The 16918-nt window shown below is 64.3% G+C and carries 15 protein-coding genes and 2 tRNA genes; 10 read left to right on the top strand and 7 right to left on the bottom strand.

Annotated elements, in window-relative coordinates; all coding sequences use genetic code 11:
• Positions 1-87: 87 nt before the first annotated feature.
• Positions 88-987, bottom strand: coding sequence for an acyl-CoA thioesterase (locus ABFX29_RS02595; RefSeq protein ID WP_152227524.1), 900 nt, complete (start codon positions 985-987; stop codon positions 88-90).
• A gap of 204 nt (positions 988-1191) precedes the next feature.
• On the opposite strand from ABFX29_RS02595, the gene ABFX29_RS02590 reads away from it, so the two are divergent.
• Both ABFX29_RS02590 and ABFX29_RS02585 read left to right on the top strand, forming a co-directional pair.
• Complete coding sequence (locus tag ABFX29_RS02590; RefSeq protein WP_152227525.1) at positions 1192-1683, top strand: acyl-CoA thioesterase; 492 nt, start codon at positions 1192-1194, stop codon at positions 1681-1683.
• Positions 1680-2342 carry a DUF8185 domain-containing protein gene (locus tag ABFX29_RS02585; RefSeq protein ID WP_152227527.1) on the top strand — a complete coding sequence of 221 codons (663 nt, stop codon included), beginning with the start codon at positions 1680-1682 and terminating at the stop codon, positions 2340-2342. Before ABFX29_RS02590 ends, ABFX29_RS02585 begins: the two co-directional genes overlap by 4 nt.
• Here the strand turns inward: ABFX29_RS02585 and ABFX29_RS02580 are convergent.
• The 5 genes from ABFX29_RS02580 to ABFX29_RS02560 form a co-directional block, all read right to left on the bottom strand.
• On the bottom strand, positions 2339-2785 hold the full coding sequence (locus ABFX29_RS02580; RefSeq protein ID WP_152227529.1) for a globin: 447 nt from the start codon (positions 2783-2785) through the stop codon (positions 2339-2341). The two genes, ABFX29_RS02585 and ABFX29_RS02580, sit on opposite strands and share 4 nt — an antisense overlap.
• Complete coding sequence (locus tag ABFX29_RS02575) at positions 2782-3444, bottom strand: mechanosensitive ion channel family protein (protein WP_246167414.1); 663 nt, start codon at positions 3442-3444, stop codon at positions 2782-2784. The genes ABFX29_RS02580 and ABFX29_RS02575 overlap by 4 nt, the downstream gene beginning before the upstream one ends.
• Before the next feature lie 88 nt (positions 3445-3532).
• Positions 3533-4000: an OsmC family protein gene (locus ABFX29_RS02570; protein WP_152227531.1), complete on the bottom strand. Its 468-nt coding sequence runs from the start codon at positions 3998-4000 to the stop codon at positions 3533-3535.
• A 71-nt stretch (positions 4001-4071) separates the two neighbouring features.
• Positions 4072-6624 carry an aminopeptidase N gene (pepN, locus tag ABFX29_RS02565; protein ID WP_152228358.1) on the bottom strand — a complete coding sequence of 851 codons (2553 nt, stop codon included), beginning with the start codon at positions 6622-6624 and terminating at the stop codon, positions 4072-4074.
• Positions 6625-6761: 137 nt separating this feature from the next.
• A complete protein-coding gene (locus ABFX29_RS02560) occupies positions 6762-9674 on the bottom strand; it encodes a M43 family zinc metalloprotease (protein ID WP_152227533.1) in 2913 nt (970 codons plus the stop codon).
• Between the two features lie 229 nt (positions 9675-9903).
• Here ABFX29_RS02560 and ABFX29_RS02555 point away from each other — a divergent pair, with 229 nt between their 5' ends.
• Both ABFX29_RS02555 and ABFX29_RS02550 read left to right on the top strand, forming a co-directional pair.
• The gene (locus ABFX29_RS02555; protein ID WP_152227535.1) at positions 9904-10380 is read left to right on the top strand and encodes a ribose-5-phosphate isomerase; all 477 of its coding nucleotides are present in this window, start codon (positions 9904-9906) and stop codon (positions 10378-10380) included.
• The gene (locus ABFX29_RS02550) at positions 10380-11267 is read left to right on the top strand and encodes an Fpg/Nei family DNA glycosylase (protein WP_152227537.1); all 888 of its coding nucleotides are present in this window, start codon (positions 10380-10382) and stop codon (positions 11265-11267) included. Before ABFX29_RS02555 ends, ABFX29_RS02550 begins: the two co-directional genes overlap by 1 nt.
• Before the next feature lie 95 nt (positions 11268-11362).
• Here the strand turns inward: ABFX29_RS02550 and ABFX29_RS02545 are convergent.
• Positions 11363-11436, bottom strand: a tRNA-Gly gene (locus ABFX29_RS02545).
• 150 nt (positions 11437-11586) lie between these two features.
• Between ABFX29_RS02545 and ABFX29_RS02540 the strand changes: the two genes are divergently transcribed.
• The 6 genes from ABFX29_RS02540 to ABFX29_RS02515 all read left to right on the top strand — a co-directional run bounded on the left by ABFX29_RS02540 (position 11587) and on the right by ABFX29_RS02515 (position 16894).
• Positions 11587-11660: transfer RNA gene (locus ABFX29_RS02540), tRNA-Pro, on the top strand.
• A 55-nt stretch (positions 11661-11715) separates the two neighbouring features.
• Positions 11716-13062 carry a trigger factor gene (gene tig / locus ABFX29_RS02535; RefSeq protein ID WP_152227539.1) on the top strand — a complete coding sequence of 449 codons (1347 nt, stop codon included), beginning with the start codon at positions 11716-11718 and terminating at the stop codon, positions 13060-13062.
• Positions 13063-13364: 302 nt separating this feature from the next.
• Positions 13365-13979: an ATP-dependent Clp protease proteolytic subunit gene (locus ABFX29_RS02530; RefSeq protein WP_152228361.1), complete on the top strand. Its 615-nt coding sequence runs from the start codon at positions 13365-13367 to the stop codon at positions 13977-13979.
• Positions 13980-14023: 44 nt separating this feature from the next.
• Complete coding sequence (locus tag ABFX29_RS02525) at positions 14024-14695, top strand: ATP-dependent Clp protease proteolytic subunit (RefSeq protein ID WP_152227541.1); 672 nt, start codon at positions 14024-14026, stop codon at positions 14693-14695.
• Between the two features lie 231 nt (positions 14696-14926).
• Entirely contained in the window at positions 14927-16219 is a 1293-nt protein-coding gene (gene clpX / locus ABFX29_RS02520) for an ATP-dependent Clp protease ATP-binding subunit ClpX (RefSeq protein WP_152227543.1), read from the top strand.
• Positions 16220-16282: 63 nt separating this feature from the next.
• Positions 16283-16894: a mycothiol-dependent nitroreductase Rv2466c family protein gene (locus ABFX29_RS02515; protein WP_152227545.1), complete on the top strand. Its 612-nt coding sequence runs from the start codon at positions 16283-16285 to the stop codon at positions 16892-16894.
• The last annotated feature ends 24 nt before the right edge of the window (positions 16895-16918 follow it).

The raw sequence follows: 16918 nt of genomic DNA, 5'->3' as shown, positions 1-16918 counted from the left end.
CGAGCCTCCGGTTACACACAAAANNTATCGCTTTTGTGTTGCAGGAAGACGGGACGCAGCGGGGGAGCTCTGGCTGGTTGCGGGCTGCTAGCCGGCTGCGGAAAGGTCCGGCAGGCGCAGCATGCCTTCCTGGGCGATGGTTGCCACGAGTTCGCCGCTGCGGTTGAAGATCCGTCCCGAGGACAGGCCGCGGGCCCCGGAGGCACTGGGGGATTCCTGGACGTAAAGCAGCCATTCATCCACGCGCAGCGGCCGGTGCCACCACATGGCGTGATCCAGGCTGGCGACGGACATGCCGGGTGTGGCCCAGGAGATTCCGTGCCGGCGCAGGACTGGTTCCAGGATGGTGTAGTCGGTGGCGTAGGCCAGGGCCGCACGGTGAAGGTTCTGGTCATCCGGCATGGGGCCGAAGGTCTTCATCCAGACCGCATTGCGGGCAGTGCGCACGGGGTCGGACTCAAAGTAGACCGGCTGGGAAACATGGCGGATGTCCATTGGTCGGTAGTAGGACCACGCCTTGGCCACGGGGTGGTCGAACCCCGACAGAAGCTCGGCGGTGGTGGGAAGCGACTCAGGATCCGGGATGCCTCCGGGCATTGGCTCCTGGTGGTCCAGGCCTTCATCGGGAATTTGGAAAGAGGCGATCAGGGAAAGGATCGGCACGCCGTTCTGGTAAGCATGCGTCCGCCGGGCGGAGAACGACCGGCCGTCGCGGAGGCGCTCGACGCCGAAGGTGATGGGCACCTCGGTGTCGCCCGGACGCAGGAAGTAACCGTGCATCGAATGCATGAGCCGGTCGGAGGAGACGGTGCGGGCAGCCGCTACCAGAGACTGGCCCAGGACCTGTCCGCCGAAGACCCTCTTGCGCGGTTCGTGCTGGGAGCCGCCGACGAAGATGTCTTCGTCGGTCTTAGCCCCTCCGGCGTCGCTGAGATCGAGCAGATCGATCAGTGCTGCGGTGGGGTCAAAGTCTTCGGCAGGTGCCATGTGGGTCTGTCTCCTAGCGGGCGGAATGCATTAAGCGCGGTTCGCAGCGGACTGCGGGCCAATTCCGAGATTAGACGTACGCGCTGGCTAGCCCAAACATTTGGGCTGCACCCCGGGCTGTGCCGGACGAACGTCACACTTACCGAAGGCCGGCGCCACGGGGGCTTTCGCCTCCGGAGTGTTTCTCCTGCGAAGATGGGAAGCATGCCTGTTAACCGCTTTCCCATCCAGCTGCGCTTCGGCGACGAGGATTCAAACGGCCACGTCAACAACGTCCGCTACGTGCAGTTCCTGGAAGAGGCGAGGGTACGGCTGTCCCTGGTTCCCCTGCCTGGATCGGCGGGCAGCGCCGGCGGTGGGGACGACGCGGAGACCTTCCGGTCGGTGACCCGGGAAACGGGCAGCACCCTGGTAGCGCGGCAGGAAATCGAGTATCTGACCCCGCTGGTCTACCGTCCAGACCCGGTGTGGATAGAGATCTGGGTCAGTGCCCTGGGCCGTTCCAGTTTCTCCTACGGTTTCCGGCTGACTGACGAAGACGGAACCATTTACGCCGTAGCGGAAGCGGCAATGGTCATGGTGGGGCAGGAAAACGGACGTCCGGTTCCGCTCTCGGAGCGGCAGCGGGAGATCCTGGAGGGTTGGGCCGGCGGGGACGTACCGTTCCGGCGTGCCGCCGCGGGGGCTGCCAAATGACCCAGGCATCCAGCCTTGTTCTCGCTGATTCCCAGGTAACTGCGGACCTGCGTAATTTCGTTTCCCGGGCACGCAGCGCTGATGACGGTGCGGTCCGGCTGCAGGCGGTTGGCGGCGTCCTCGCGGCATACGTCTGTGTGCTGCGCCCGCGGGTACTGGGGGAACCCATGCCGACGGTGATCGGTATGCGGGCAATGCTGCTGGCGGCACCTGCGGAGCTGGACACAACGGTCCAGCTGTCCGCCGTAGCGGACCGCCTGGCACGGCTGGACGACGGCGGGACGGAGCTTCCGGTCCCGCCGGTGACGGTCTCCGAAAACTGGGCCGGGATCAGCGCTCCCCGCGCAGGATGGCAGCGCGGGGAAGATGTGGACGTGGCGCTGCTGGAACAGGCCGCACACCGCGGCATTAAAGAGGTAGCGGCCCGGATTCCGGAAAACCCCGGCGCTGCCATGATCAGCAACGTCCGGGTACCCATCTGGAGCGAACCGGTCGCCGGCCTGGACGCACGGCTTCCCGCGGGTGCAGCGTTCGCGGCACTGACCCTGGGGTTCCTGCCCCGGACCGGAACGGCGACGCTGTTCAGCAACGGGCGGTGGCAGCGGCTAAGCACCAGCACCGGTCACGTGCTGGTGCGTCCGCCGTCAGTCCTGTTCTAGGCCGAATTGACCATCGAGTGCGCTGCGCGCTCGAGGTAGTCCCAAAGCGTCGCCTCGTGCAGCGGGGCTAGCGACAGCGAGTCGACAGCGTCGCGCATATGGCGCAGCCATGCGTCCCTCGCGGCCGGGGTGACCTCAAACGGCATGTGGCGCATGCGCAGGCGGGGATGGCCGCGCAGTTCACCATAGGTTTTGGGTCCACCCCAGTACTGCTCAAGGAACATCAGCAGGCGTTCCTTGGCCGGCCCCAGGTCTTCTTCCGGATACATCGGCCGCATCAGCGGATCCTGTGCGACGCCGTCGTAAAACACATCGACCAGTTTCACGAACGTCTCGTGCCCGCCGACGGCCTCGTAGAAGTTGTAGGCGGGGGTGTTGAAACCGGTTCCGGGGCCGGACGCCGTTAGCGGCAGCGAAGGCCCGGGAAGGGATGGCTCGGTCATTTACTGTCTTCTTCCTGTGCTGCCTGTGTGGTGGCTGCAGCCGGTTCGGCCGGCGGGACGTAGTTGCCCTGGGACCGGTTGCCGATCATAGCCAGCTCACCGTTGCGGATGTACCAGATAACCCCGCGTTCATCGACGAGGCGGGTGATGCGAATGCCAACGGACTGGACGGTGCCGGCAATGGAGCCCACCTCGATCACGTCGCCGATTCCGTACTGGTCTTCGATGCTGATAAAGAAACCGGCCAGGGCATCCCGGATGACTTCGCGGGCACCGAAGCCCAGGGCGATGCCCACGATGCCCACACTGGCGATCAGCGGTGCAATATTGATGCCTATGGCGCCCAGGACCATGATGACCGCTACGGTCCAGATTGCCACGCTCACGGAGCTGCGCAGCAGGGCTCCGATGGTGTCCGCGCGCTGTGCCCGCCTCTTATTGTCCAGGTTGCGCATTACCGGCTGGGCCCAGCGAAGGCGTTGGGACCGAAGGAGGGAGGAGCCTTTCTGGGCGCGGGCTACTACCTTTGAAATCAGGAAGCGGGCTACCAGCCAGAGAACCAGGGCAGCGAGGATAATAATCCCGCCTTCAAGGAGTCCGCTGAAATCGAACTCGCTCATTTCAATGGCTGCGGTTTCAGTCGTTGCCGTTAGCTGCACAGGTGCTGGATGTCCTTTAACTTTTGGGGGAGGGGTCTTACCTAGCCTACTGCCGGACCGCTCGCGAAATGGTTTCCCCGCGGAGCCCTCAGGCGAGGGTGCGGGCCGCGTGCTCCACGGGGAAGTTGACGCTGCGGGCAATGAAGCACAGCCTGTGCGCTTCATCATGCAGGGCTGTTGCCAGTTCCGGTGAGCCGTCTGAAACGCGGACAACGGGACGAAGCAGCACCGAAGTGAATTCGCCGCTTCCGTCCCGGTTCAGGCGCAGGGTCCCCTCGGCATCGTCCTCGTAGGACACAACGGTGATCCCGTTCTTCACGGCCACGTGGAGGTAGGAGAGCATATGGCACTGCGCCAGGGCCGAAAGCAGAAGCTGTTCGGGATTCCACCGGTCCCGGTCGCCGTGGAAGGTAGGGTCCGCAGTGCCGGGGAGGTCCGGGAGGCCGGGTGCGCGCAGCACGTGGTCGCGGCCGTATCCGCGGTAGGTGGTGGTTCCGGTGCCCCGATTGCCGGTCCATTCAAGGGCGACGCCGTAGCGGTGTTCTGAGAGGTTCACAGCTTTAAGCTACCGTGCCGGGACCCCGCCCAGGAGCTGGGACGGGGCTCCGGCACGGAAGCGGTGTGTGACTAGCGGTCGGCTGACTGGGCCTTCAGCGCGCGTACAACGCCGTCGCGGTTCTCAAGGAGCAGCCGGCGCAGGGCCGGCGCTTCATCGCCGAGCGAGTTCAGGAAGGCGTCTGTCCGATCGACCGTCTCCTGGGTCGTCAGCCGTGCCGGGTAGAGGCCGACGACGATCTGCTGTGCGATTTCGTGGGTGCGGGTGGCCCACACTTCGCGCAGCGAGTCGAAGTAGCGTTCGGCGTACGGTTCCAGGAGAGCAGTGTCGTGGACCCGGCTGAAGCCGCCGATCGCTGCCCGCTGGGCGGCGTTGGGCAGATCCGAGCGAACCACGATGGCTTCCCAGGCGGCGGCCTTGGCTTCTGCAGAGGGCAGGGCGGCACGGGCGCCGGCTGCGGCCAGCTGGCCGGTTGCCGTAGCGTCCCGTTCCAACTCGGCGGCGATGTCCGCCTCGCCCATCCGGTCGCCGGCAACGAGTGCGGTGAGCAGTTCCCAGCGCAGGTCCGACCCAACCTCCAGGCCGTCCAGGACCAGGTTGCCGGAAAGCAGGGCAGCTACCTCGTCCAGCTGTTCGGGAGTCTGGGCGTGGGCAGCAAATGCCTTCACGAACTGCAGCTGGGAATCGGAGCCCGGAGCCGCAGCCCGGGCCAGGTCCCAGAGGCTGTCAGCTGCAGCGGCCGTCATGGGCTCACGGTCCTGCGGTGCTACGTAGAAGGTCAGCGTCGTTGCCAGCTGGCGCAGCAGGACCTGAACCACTGAGGAGTCCGATTCGGAGGCGATGTTCTGCAGGACCAGTTCCACGTAGTTGCGTGCCGGGATCTCGCCGTCGCGCGTGGCGTCCCAAGCCGAAGCCCACACGAGGGTGCGCGGCAGCGACTCGGCGATGTCCCGCAGGCGCCGGGTGGCGAGGCGCCAGGAAGCGTCATCGAGGCGGATCTTGGCGTACGCCAGGTCGTCATCGTTGAGCAGGATCAACTCCGGCCGGGGCTGGCCTACCAGCTCGGGAACCGGTGTCAGTTCACCGTCAACGTCCAGCTCCACGCGGTGGGTGCGGCTGAGCTTGCCGTCTTCGCCGGTGTTGTAGAAACCGACAGCAAGCCGGTGGGGGCGCAGCGTCGGGTACTCGGCCACCGCAGACTGAGCGACTGCGAAGGAAGTGATGACGCCGTCGTCGTCCGAATCGATAACCGGACGGAGGGCGTTGACGCCGGCGGTTTCCAACCACTGGGCAGACCACTGGCTGAGGTCGCGGCCGCTTGCGGCTTCCAGTTCGGAGAGCAGGTCGGAGAGTTCGGTGTTGCCCCACGAATGCTTGCCGAAGTACTCGCGGACGCCCTGCATGAACTTGTCCTGGCCAACCCAGGCCACCAGCTGCTTCAGGACCGAAGCGCCCTTGGCGTAGGTGATGCCGTCGAAGTTGACTTGGACATCTTCCAGGTCCCGGATCTCGGCGACGATCGGGTGAGTGGTGGGGAGCTGGTCCTGGCGGTAGGCCCAGGCCTTCTCCATGGACGCGAAGGTTGTCCACGCCTGCTTGAATTCGGTTGCTTCGGCCGCTGCCAGGGCGGACATGAACTCGGCGAAGGACTCGTTCAGCCACAGGTCGTTCCACCAGCGCATGGTGACCAGGTCGCCGAACCACATGTGGGCCAGCTCGTGGAGGACGGTGATGGCGCGGCGCTCAACGGTTGCGTCGGGGACGCGGCCGCGGAAAACATAGCTTTCCAGGAAGGTCACGGCGCCGGCGTTCTCCATGGCGCCGGCGTTGAACTCGGGCACAAAGAGCTGGTCGTACTTCTCGAACGGGTACGGGGTGCCGAACTGGGCTTCGTAGAACTCGAAGCCCTGGCGGGTCAGCTCAAAGATGTTCTCGGCGTCGAGGTATTCCATGAGGGACTTGCGGGCAAAGACGCCCAGGGGGATGGTGCGGCCGTCGGAGCTGGTGAGCTCGGAACGGACAGACTGGTACGGGCCCGCGATCAGCGCGGTGATGTAGGAGGAGATCCGCGGCGTGGGCTCGAAGGACCAGGTTGCCGAGGGCTCCGCGGAATCCTCCGCACTGGCGCGGACAGGTTCAGGCGTGGGGGAGTTGGAGATAACGTCCCAGTGTTCCGGAGCCGTCACCGTGAAGCGGAACGTGGCCTTCAGGTCCGGCTGCTCGAACACGGCGAACATCCGCCGGGAATCCGGGACCTCGAACTGGGAATAGAGGTAAACCTCGTTGTCCACCGGGTCCACGAACCGGTGCAGGCCTTCACCCGTGTTCATGTACAGTGCATCGGCTTCGACGACCAGCTCGTTGCTGGCGGCGAGATTCGGCAGCTGGATGCGGACGCCGTCGGAGACTTCCTCCGGGTCCAGGCTGACACCGTTGAGGGTAACGCGGTGCACCTTGGACGTGACGGCATCGATGAAGGTGGAGGCTCCCGGCTGTGCGCCAAAGCGCACTACGGTGGTGCTGCCGAAGACTTCGTCGCCGCGGGTCAGGTCCAGATTGATGTCGTAGGACTCGACACTGATCAGTTCCGCCCGTTCACGCGCTTCAGCACGGGTGAGATTCATACCTGGCAAGGAAGAGCCTTTCGAAGGAGAGATAGCGCCGGTGCCCTTGTATCCAGGGCACCGGCGTCAAAAGTAACAATTGCAACAATCTCTCACTTGGGGCCGTTCTGCCAAGTGGGGCAGGTAAAGGAAAGGGCTTAGCGCGAGCCGGCCAGCTGGAGACCGCCCCAGCCCCAGCCCAGCTTCTGTGCACCGCCCCAGTAGCCGTTGCCTAGGACGGGATAGTTCAGCAGGTCACCGTTGCCGGCACGGGCCACGAGGCTCCACCTGCCGTCGCCGATCACGTCGACCCCTACGGATACGGTATCCATACCGTCCCATCCGGTTCCGACCGTCTTGCCTCCGGCGACGAACGCACCGCTGGCAGAGCGCTTGTAGAAGAGCATGTCTCCGCTCTTGGCTACGGCGAGCACATCGGTTATGCCGTCTCCGTCCCAGTCGACCACCTGAAGCCGCAGGCCCGTCCAGCCGGTGCCCACAACCGCGCCGCCGCGCAGCGGCGACGCTCCGTCAGTGTTGGTGTAGCGGCGAAGGCTGCCGTCGGAGCCCATGGCCAGCACGCCGGGGAAACCGCCCACCGACCTGTCCAGGGAGATGGTCATGTCCTGCCAGCCCGTTCCCACGGTGCGGGGGGCGGAGAAGCCGCCGGTGGGCAGACCGTAGTACACGCTAAGCGTGCCTTCGTTCCACTGGACCAGGAGATCGGGCAAGCCGTCCCTGTTCCAGTCCGTGGAGTGGAAGGACTGGACATTGTAGAAACCTTCCCCGATCTTCGCCGGCCCGACGAGGACGCCGTTCAGGCGGGCCGCGTAACGGTGAAGGTTGCCTCCGGAGAGGGTGATGACGTCCGCCTCGGAGGTAATGGGCGCGCTCGCTCCGCCGGTCCCCTGGGTGTCGAGCGGCCGGTAGGAGTACCACCCCGATCCAACGGGCCAGGATCCGGTCCAGCCGCCCACGCTGTTCGAGTTGTAGTACGCGAGCTTGCCGTCCGTGAACGTCGCCATGAGTCCGAGGCTTCCGCTGCCGCTGAAGTCGACTGAGGACCGCAGCGACGTGGCGGATTGCCAGCCTACGCCCACCTGGACGGACGGGCCCAGGGTGCCGGAAGCGGTCCTTGCCCTGGATACCAGGGTGCCGTCACCCATGATGGACACCAGCTCGGGAACGCCGTCCTTGTTCAGGTCGGCGATGGAGAACAGCCTGGGGACGGAGTCTGATGCGATCACTGATCCCGAAGACAGGTAACCGCCGGACGTGTTCCGGTACGACCACGTCCGGCCGCGCGGGTCTACTGCCACGACGCCCGGGAGCGTATCTCCTGCTGACCAGCGGCCAACGGAGATCCGCATCTGGGACCATCCCTGTCCGACGGTCACCGGACCGCTGAACCCCCCTGCCCGGTACCCGTAATAGACCTGAAGGAGCCCGCCGGAAGTCTGGGAAACAAGATCGATGATCCCGTCCCCGTTCCAGTCCGCTGCATGCGCCGAAACAGCACCGGTCCAGCCGGTGCCAATTCGCTTTCCTGCTGAGAAACCACCCCTTGAATCCGCCGGATACAGAATCAGGTCCCCGGCAGGATCAATGGCAACCAGGTCCGCCGTTGACGGAATGGACGGCTCGGTGCCGATGGTTACTGATGCAGCGTCACCGCTGATCCAGTTGACCTTAACCACTGTGCCGGTGTGCGTCGTGAACGTCTGCCCTGCCTGCCAGGCACTGTTGGGGTTGGTATAGCCGGCAAAGGGGCGGGTGCTGGGGCCGATCACCACGGAATTGAGCGCCCACGTGTTCGCCAGGTCTGCCTTGACTATTTTGACGCCCCTGTTGCCTCCAACGGCGGTGACTACATCGTTCGCGACCGGAAGCCGCAGTTCGAGGTAGTAGGTTTCCCCCGAAGAGTCGGTGAACTTCAATGCCCGGTGTGCGGACGTGCCGGCCCAGGGCCTAAGGGTGAACGTTGACAGCCCGCTGGGCCGCCCAGCGTCGTAGACCTCATCGCCGCGGCCGAAGGCGCCCCGATCCCAGAAAAGGGAGTTGATGACCGGCATGGCGTATTGGGCGTAACCCATCAGGTCGGCTGTGTCACCGTACTCCCGGCTGGTGCACGCGCCGTCGTTCCACCTGTCTGCGACAGATGAACCGACGTCGGTGCGCCCGTTGGTGCACTGGAGGCTGTTCGCGTGCAGCAGGCCCAGCAGGTGGCCGAACTCGTGGGTCACCACGTTGTTGGTAAAGGAGGAGGGCGCGGGCATCAGGATCCTGCCGGCGGTGCCTCCAACGGTCCACCCGCCGCCGAGGATGCCGCCGTAGCCTCCCGAACGAAGGTCCGGAGTCGGCACGAAGACTACGAGCGCGGTGTAGGGGCTGTCCCTCCACTGGATTTCCCTGGCGATAGTGTTCATCATCGTCGCGTAGTCGTCGGTGCTTCGTGCGGCGCTGTAGTGGTCCAGCGTTCCGTAGACGGACATCGACAGGCGGTTGTTGGACATGGCCTTCCAGTACGCACTGGAATTGGCAATGGACTGCCTCGCCGAATCCATGTTGACCAAGCTGCGGTTGCCCTCGACCGATGCCCTTACCAGGGTGACCTTGATGTCTCCCGCCCGCGCGGCAGCCGGTGCCATACTGGCTGCGCCCCCCATGGCAAAGGCAGCCGGGACCTCTTCGTGCCCGGTATCTACCGCGGACCTGACGCTGCCATCGGGTTCGGTGATGAGCGGTGTGTCCGGGCCGGGAACAATATGGCCCTTGCCAACCGGTACGTAGCCGCTGTCTTCGGGAGCCAGCTCTTCCGAAGGGGAATGCGTGTCCTCGGGCTCCTCCGTTTGAGCGGCAGGTGTCTCGGGAAGCGTGCCCGCTGTGCCGCCGAGCTGGGCCTCAGCGGCGGACTCTGCTGGGGCAGCGGGGGATTCCGCCTCTTGGCCTGCGCCGGGGGCCTGCTGCGGGGAAACGGCCGGGTCCGTACTCACTGCGCCTGCAGGCGCAAGGCCGCCAAAGACCAGGGCCGCCGTCAGCGTTGCCAGAAGGGCGAGTTTTCCGGTTTTCAATGGTGAATCCTTGCATAGCTCTAAAACGGCGCGGGGCAGTGGCGTGGTTCCGCCGGGAACCCTCCAATGCCGGACCTGCCGACGGACGAGACCCGTTCCCAGCGAAACCACTTGCAGTCCCTGCTATCGGCAGACTTGCGCTTAGCGTTACACGTTTGGGGGCTGAAGCACCAAAAAAGTTAAGCTGTTGCTTGGCAGTTGAACCACCCCATACCAATGAATGGAAATCATGCGCGTCCACATCGCCACCGACCACGCCGGACTTGAACTCAGCGCCCACCTGCAGGAACACCTCGCCGCCAACGGCTACGAGGTCGTGGATCACGGGCCCAAGGAGTACGACGCCGAGGATGACTACCCCGGGTTCTGCATCGACGCAGCCAAGGCGGTGGCCGCTGACCAGCAGGCCGGAACCGACGCACTGGGCATCGTCCTGGGAGGCTCCGGCAACGGCGAGCAGATCGCGGCCAACAAGGTCCGCGGCATCCGCGCTGCCCTGGCCTGGAATCTGGACACCGCCCGGCTGGCACGCCAGCACAACGACGCCAACGTCGTCGCAGTCGGCGGACGGCAGCATTCCCTCGAGGAGGCAACGGAAATCATCGACGCGTTCCTCTCCGAGCCGTTCAGCGGTGCCGAGCGGCACGTGCGCCGGATTGCGCAGATCGCAGAATATGAGGCCAGCGGCTCCATCGCGGCCCGCTAATGCCTGAAGGGCATTCAATCCATCGCCTTGCCCGGCAGTTCACGTCCGTGTTCGCCGGGCAGGCGCTGGCCGTCTCCAGTCCCCAGGGCCGGTTCGCCGCCGGTGCCGCGCAGCTGGACGGCCACGTCCTGACGGGGGCGCAGGCACACGGGAAGCAGCTCTTCCTGGAGTTCGATAACGAACTGTTCCTGCGGATCCACCTGGGCCTGTACGGAGCATTCGATTTTGGCGGTGACGATTCGTTCCGCGGCGCCTCCAGCATCGGCGCGCCGCGCCGGGTGGGGGAGCAGGAGGCTCCCGACGACGGCGGCGGAACCTACACCGGTCCGCCGCCGCCCAAAGGTGCTGTCCGCGTCCGGCTGGTGTCAGCGCACGGCTGGGCGGACCTGCGGGGACCAACGGCCTGCGAAGTCATCACGGACGCAGAGCGGCGGCTGGTACTGGAACGCCTGGGTCCGGATCCGCTCCGGCAGGACCAGGACGGCGCGGAGGACTTCGCCCGCCGGCTGGGCAAGCGCGGGTCTCCCGTGGCGGCACTGCTGATGAACCAGGAAGTGCTGGCGGGTGTAGGGAACGTCTACCGGGCGGAGGTGCTCTTCCGGCAGCGGATCTCACCCTGGCAGGCCGGCAGCCGGCTGCGGCCGGAACAGGCACGTGAACTGTGGAACGACGTCGTGGCCGTCATGTTCGACGGCGTCGTCCAGGGCCGCATTGTGACGACGCTTGCGGAGCATCGGAGCGGCCAAACCGAACCGGTGCCGGTCTCGGACGCCCACTATGTGTACAAGCGCCAGGGCCTGCCCTGCCGCATCTGCGGCACGGAAATCGCCTTGACGGAGATGGCAGCCCGGAAACTCTACTGGTGCCCGTCCTGCCAGGCCGACTAGCCGGCACACACATACGGCACGAAAAAGGCCCCGGTCCACCTGTCGAAACCGTTGGTTTCGCGTGGTGGGCCGGGGCCTTTTTCGAAATATTTCCGTGGAGGGGATGACGGGAATCGAACCCGCGTAATCAGTTTGGAAGACTGAGGCTCTACCATTGAGCTACATCCCCGGCGCCGTAAGGCAGGATTTACCTTAGCACGGTAATTCGGCGGATGAACAATCGGCGGCTTCCCTTCCGTTTGCAGGAACCCGGCAGGGTCTCGGCGCCTCGGAATTGTGCATGTGGAAGTCAATGCCGGTAGGCTGTCAGGTGCACTGACGGGGTGTAGCTCAGCTTGGAAGAGCGCCTGCTTTGGGAGCAGGAAGTCGCAGGTTCAAATCCTGTCACCCCGACTCTGTATAAACGACGGTGCAGACCAACCCCAGAACCCTCAGGAGAACTAACGCTGTGAAGAGCGCTGTAGAAAACCTCACACCCACGCGGGTAAAGCTCAACGTAGAAGTTCCGCTTGAGGAATTGAAGCCGAGCATCGACGAGGCCTACAAGACCATCGCCACCCAGGTGCAGGTCCCGGGCTTCCGCAAGGGCAAGGTCCCCAACAAGCTCATCGATCAGCGCGTTGGCCGCGGCTACGTCCTCGAAACCGCCATCAATGATGGCCTGAACGGTTTTTACCAGGCTGCGGTCCAGGAAACGGGAATCCGTCCGCTGAGCCGTCCCGAGGTTGAAATCAGCGAAGTTCCGGACCCGACCTCCGACGAAGGCCAGCTGGTCTTCAACGTTGAGCTGGACATCCGCCCCGAAATCGAGCTCCCGGATTACGCCGGCATCGAGGTCACCGTTGAGCCCGCCGAAGCCGGCGACACGGACATCGAGAAGGCCCTCGACGAGCTGCGCGGCCGCTTCGGCACCCTGAAGAGCGTTGACCGTCCCGCAGCCGAGAACGACTTCCTCACCATGGACCTGGTTGCCAAGGTTGACGGCGAAGAGGTCGACTCCGCCTCGGACCTGTCCTACCAGGTAGGCGCCGGAACCATGCTCGAAGGAATGGACGAAGCCGTTACCGGCCTGTCCACCGACGAGTCCGCCACCTTCACCACGAAGCTGGCCGGCGGTGAGCACGCAGGTGCCGACGCCGAGGTCACCGTCACCGTCAAGGCCGTCAAGGAGCGCGAGCTCCCCGAAGCCAACGACGACTTCGCCCAGCTGGCCAGCGAATTCGACACCATCGCTGAACTGCGTGAAGACCTGGCTAAGCGCGCTGCTGAAGCAAAGGTCATGGAGCAGGGCGTAGAAGCCCGCGACAAGGTCCTTGAGAAGCTCCTCGAAATGATCGAGGTTCCGGTTCCGGAGTCCGTCATCGAAGAGCAGCTCGAGCAGCACTTCAACTCCGACTCGGCACACGCAGCCGGTGAGGACCACGACACCGAAGAGCACCGCGCGGAAATCCGTGAGAACACCGAGCAGGCGTTCAAGAACGAGATCATCCTCGACGCTGTCGCTGACAAGGAAGAAGTCGGCGTCAACCAGAACGAGCTCATCGACTACATCGTTTCCATGGCCGGCCAGTACGGCATGGACCCGAACCAGTTCGCCCAGCTGATCGACCAGGGTGGCCAGGTTCCGATGATGGTTGGCGAAGTCCGCCGCCGCAAGGCCCTTGCCAAGGTGCTGGAACTGGCGAAGGTCACCGACACTACCGGCGCTGAGGTTGACCTCACCGCATTCGTGCGCCCCGAAGGCGAAGAAGCAGCAGCTGAAACCGCCGAAGAGGCAAGCGAAGACAAGGCTTAGTCCTTAGCTGCCAGGGATGGGTCCCGGGCAGCAGCCGGGTGAAGCACCGCAGCATGCTGCGGTGCTTCACCCGTTAAGGCGCCGGTCGGCAGCGCATTCAGCGCGCTGGACTCCGCGCCCGGGCAACGTGCGCCGTCAGCGAACAGCGCGCGTAACGGGAGCAAAAGACTGGCGGGAACGGTTAGTGTCCAAGAAGAGATAAACGGCGGGAGCTGGGGCGGTGCATCAAAGGCACCCAACCAGACCCTCTCCGCCAGAGCGAGAGGTCACTCAGTATGGCAAATGCACCCAGCACACCCACTATGGCTACTGTGGACCCGGCCAGCCGGGATGACTACATCTACAACCGGCTGCTGAAGGAACGGATCATCTGGCTCGGCTCGGAAGTCCGGGACGATAACGCCAATGCAATCTGCTCCCAGCTCCTCCTCCTCTCCGCTGAGGACCCGGAGAAGGACATCTTCCTTTACATCAACTCTCCCGGCGGATCCGTGACAGCCGGCATGGCGATCTACGACACCATGCAGTTCATCCCGAACGACGTTGTCACCGTTGCCACGGGCCTGGCCGCCTCCATGGGCCAGTTCCTGCTGTCCTCCGGTACCAAGGGCAAGCGCTATGCCACCCCCCACGCCCGCATCCTGATGCACCAGCCTTCCGGCGGCATCGGCGGCACCGCGTCGGACATCCGGATCCAGGCCGAACTGATCCTGCACATGAAGCAGGTCATGGCCGAGCTCACCGCCGAGCAGACCGGACAAACTGTTGAGCAGATCCTGAAGGACAATGACCGCGACAAGTGGTTCACCGCAGAAGAAGGCCTGGCCTACGGCTTCTTCGACAAGATCTCCGCTCACGCCGGCGGCGTCACCGGCGGCGGCGGAACCAACCAGGAGCAGGACGGCGAGCAGGAATAGCCCAGCCGACCGGCCAGCGCACCACAGACTTCAGGAGTAAAGCAATGAACCACAATTTCGGAACCCCGGGCAGCACGGCACCCCAGATGCCGTCCAGCCGCTACGTACTGCCGCAGTTCGAAGAGCGCACGCCCTACGGCTTCAAGCGCCAGGACCCGTACACCAAGCTCTTCGAGGACCGCATCATCTTCCTCGGCGTGCAGGTCGACGACGCGTCCGCGGATGACATCATGGCCCAGCTGCTGGTCCTTGAGTCCACCGATCCGGACCGTGACATCACCCTGTACATCAACTCTCCCGGCGGTTCGTTCACGGCCATGACGGCCATCTACGACACCATGCAGTACATCCGTCCCGAGATCCAGACTGTATGCCTGGGCCAGGCCGCAAGTGCTGCTGCTGTCCTGCTGGCTGCCGGTACTCCCGGCAAGCGGCTGGCCCTGCCGAACGCCCGCGTGCTGATCCACCAGCCCGCACTCGGCGGCGGAGAGCGCGGACAGGCCTCCGACCTCGAAATCCAGGCCGCTGAAGTCATGCGTATGCGTACGTGGCTTGAGGACACCCTGGCCCTTCACTCGAACAAGACGTCCGAGGAAGTCAACCGGGACATCGAGCGCGACAAGATCCTCACGGCTGCTTCCGCCCTTGAATATGGACTGATTGACCAGGTTCTTGACTCCCGCAAGATCAAGACGCCGGCCATCAACAAGAGCTAGCAGCATCATCCCAGCCGTCCCCGCCCAGCCATGGACGGGGACGGCTGCGCTTCTCCGGACGGCCGGGTGCCGCGGGCAGGTAAAAAGCCGCACCACGGGCCCGTCATTGCTGATTACCGCATCCAAGTGTCCTAGAGTGGAACATGGTTGACTGGCATGGTTTTCCTTCCGGCACGTTTTTTCTTCGGCACGGCGCCCGCCTGACGAGGACCATCTAAAGGGGACTGAATTATGGCTCGCATTGGTGAGAGCACAGATCTGCTTAAGTGCTCTTTCTGCGGAAAGAGCCAGAAGCAGGTGCGCAAGCTGATCGCCGGTCCCGGCGTCTACATCTGCGACGAGTGCATTGAACTCTGCAACGAGATCATTGAAGAAGAGCTTTCGGAGACCACCGAGGGCGACTCCTTCGTCCTGCCAAAGCCGCGGGAGATCTTCGACTCGCTGCAGGAATACGTCATTGGACAGGAACCGGCGAAGCGTTCCCTCGCCGTCGCCGTCTACAACCACTACAAGCGCATCCAGTCCGGCCACGCCACCCGTTCAACGACCAACCTCAGCGATGCGGTCGGCACCGAAGACGTCGAGATTGGCAAGTCCAACATCCTGTTGATTGGGCCCACCGGCTGCGGCAAGACCTACCTTGCGCAGACCCTTGCCCGCCGGCTGAACGTACCGTTCGCCGTGGCTGACGCCACTGCCCTGACCGAGGCCGGCTATGTGGGCGAGGACGTGGAGAACATCCTCCTCAAGCTCATCCAGGCTGCCGACTACGACGTCAAGAAGGCCGAACAGGGCATCATCTACATTGACGAGATCGACAAGATCTCGCGCAAGAGCGAAAACCCCTCGATCACCCGGGACGTTTCGGGGGAGGGGGTCCAGCAGGCACTGCTGAAGATTCTCGAAGGCACCGTTGCCTCCGTTCCGCCGCAGGGCGGGCGGAAGCACCCGCACCAGGAATTCATCCAGATCGACACCACCAACGTCCTGTTCATCGTGGCGGGCGCCTTCGCCGGTCTCGAGGAGATCATTGGGTCACGCTCCGGCCGCAAGGGTATCGGTTTCGGTGCTCCGCTGAACGAGACCAGCAAGGACACGGACTCCTACGCGGACGTTATGCCCGAGGACCTGTTGAAGTTCGGCCTCATCCCCGAGTTCATCGGCCGCCTCCCGGTCATCACCACGGTCTCCAACCTTGACCGCAAGGCCCTGATCCAGATCCTTACCGAGCCAAAGAACGCGCTGGTCAAGCAGTTCCAGAAGATGTTCCAGCTCGACGGCGTTGAGTTGGTCTTCGAACCGGAGGCCCTGGACGCCATTGCCGACCAGGCCCTGGGCCGCGGCACGGGAGCACGCGGCCTGCGCGCCATCCTGGAGGAAGTTCTGCTGCCGGTGATGTTCGACCTTCCCAGCCGCGAGGACGTCGCCCGCGTGGTGATCACCCGGGAGGCTGTCACCGAAAAGGCCGAACCGACGCTCATTTCCCACGACGTCATCGCGAAGCGGCGGAATAAGTCAGCCTGATTGCGCGCTGGCGCAAGTGGGACATGATTCCGTCCGCACGAATTCTTAACGAGGAGTAAGCCTGTGCCCGAAAATACTGCTGTTGCCGATTTCTGGTTCGATCCCACCTGCCCGTTCGCCTGGGTCACCTCGCGCTGGATGGGTGAAGTCGAGCAGGTACGCGACGTCCGCACAGAATGGCACGTCATGTCCCTCGCCGTGCTCAACGAAGGCCGCGACCTTCCCGAGGACTACCGCGCCCGCATCGACAAGGCCTGGGGCCCGGTCCGCGTGATCATCGCCGCAGCCGAGCTGCACGGCCCCGGGAACATCAAGAAGCTCTACGACGCCATGGGTACCCGCATCCACGTGCAGGGCATGAAGGACTACGACGCAGTAATCGCGGAGTCCCTCGCGGAGGTTGGACTGCCGGCAGAACTCGCCGACGCCGCTGCTGCCGACACGTTCGACACCCAACTGCGTGCCTCGCACCAGGAAGCCATCGACAAGGTGGGTGACGACGTCGGTACTCCCGTGGTCGCTTTCAACGGCACCGCCTTCTTCGGCCCGGTGCTGACCCGGATCCCGCGGGGCGAGGAAGCCGGGAAGATGTTCGACGGCGCACTTGCGCTGGCCTCGAACCCGCACTTCTTCGAGATCAAGCGCAGCCGCACCGAGAACCCGCAGTTCGACTAAATCGTTGCAGGACACAAAAGTGCC

Origin of the sequence: Arthrobacter gandavensis, from assembly GCF_039528575.1 — a bacterium.
GTDB classification, from domain to species: Bacteria; Actinomycetota; Actinomycetes; order Actinomycetales; family Micrococcaceae; genus Arthrobacter_B; species Arthrobacter_B citreus_B.
Note: the sequence above shows the minus strand (reverse complement) of the source record. Positions and strands in the feature narration are given on the sequence as shown.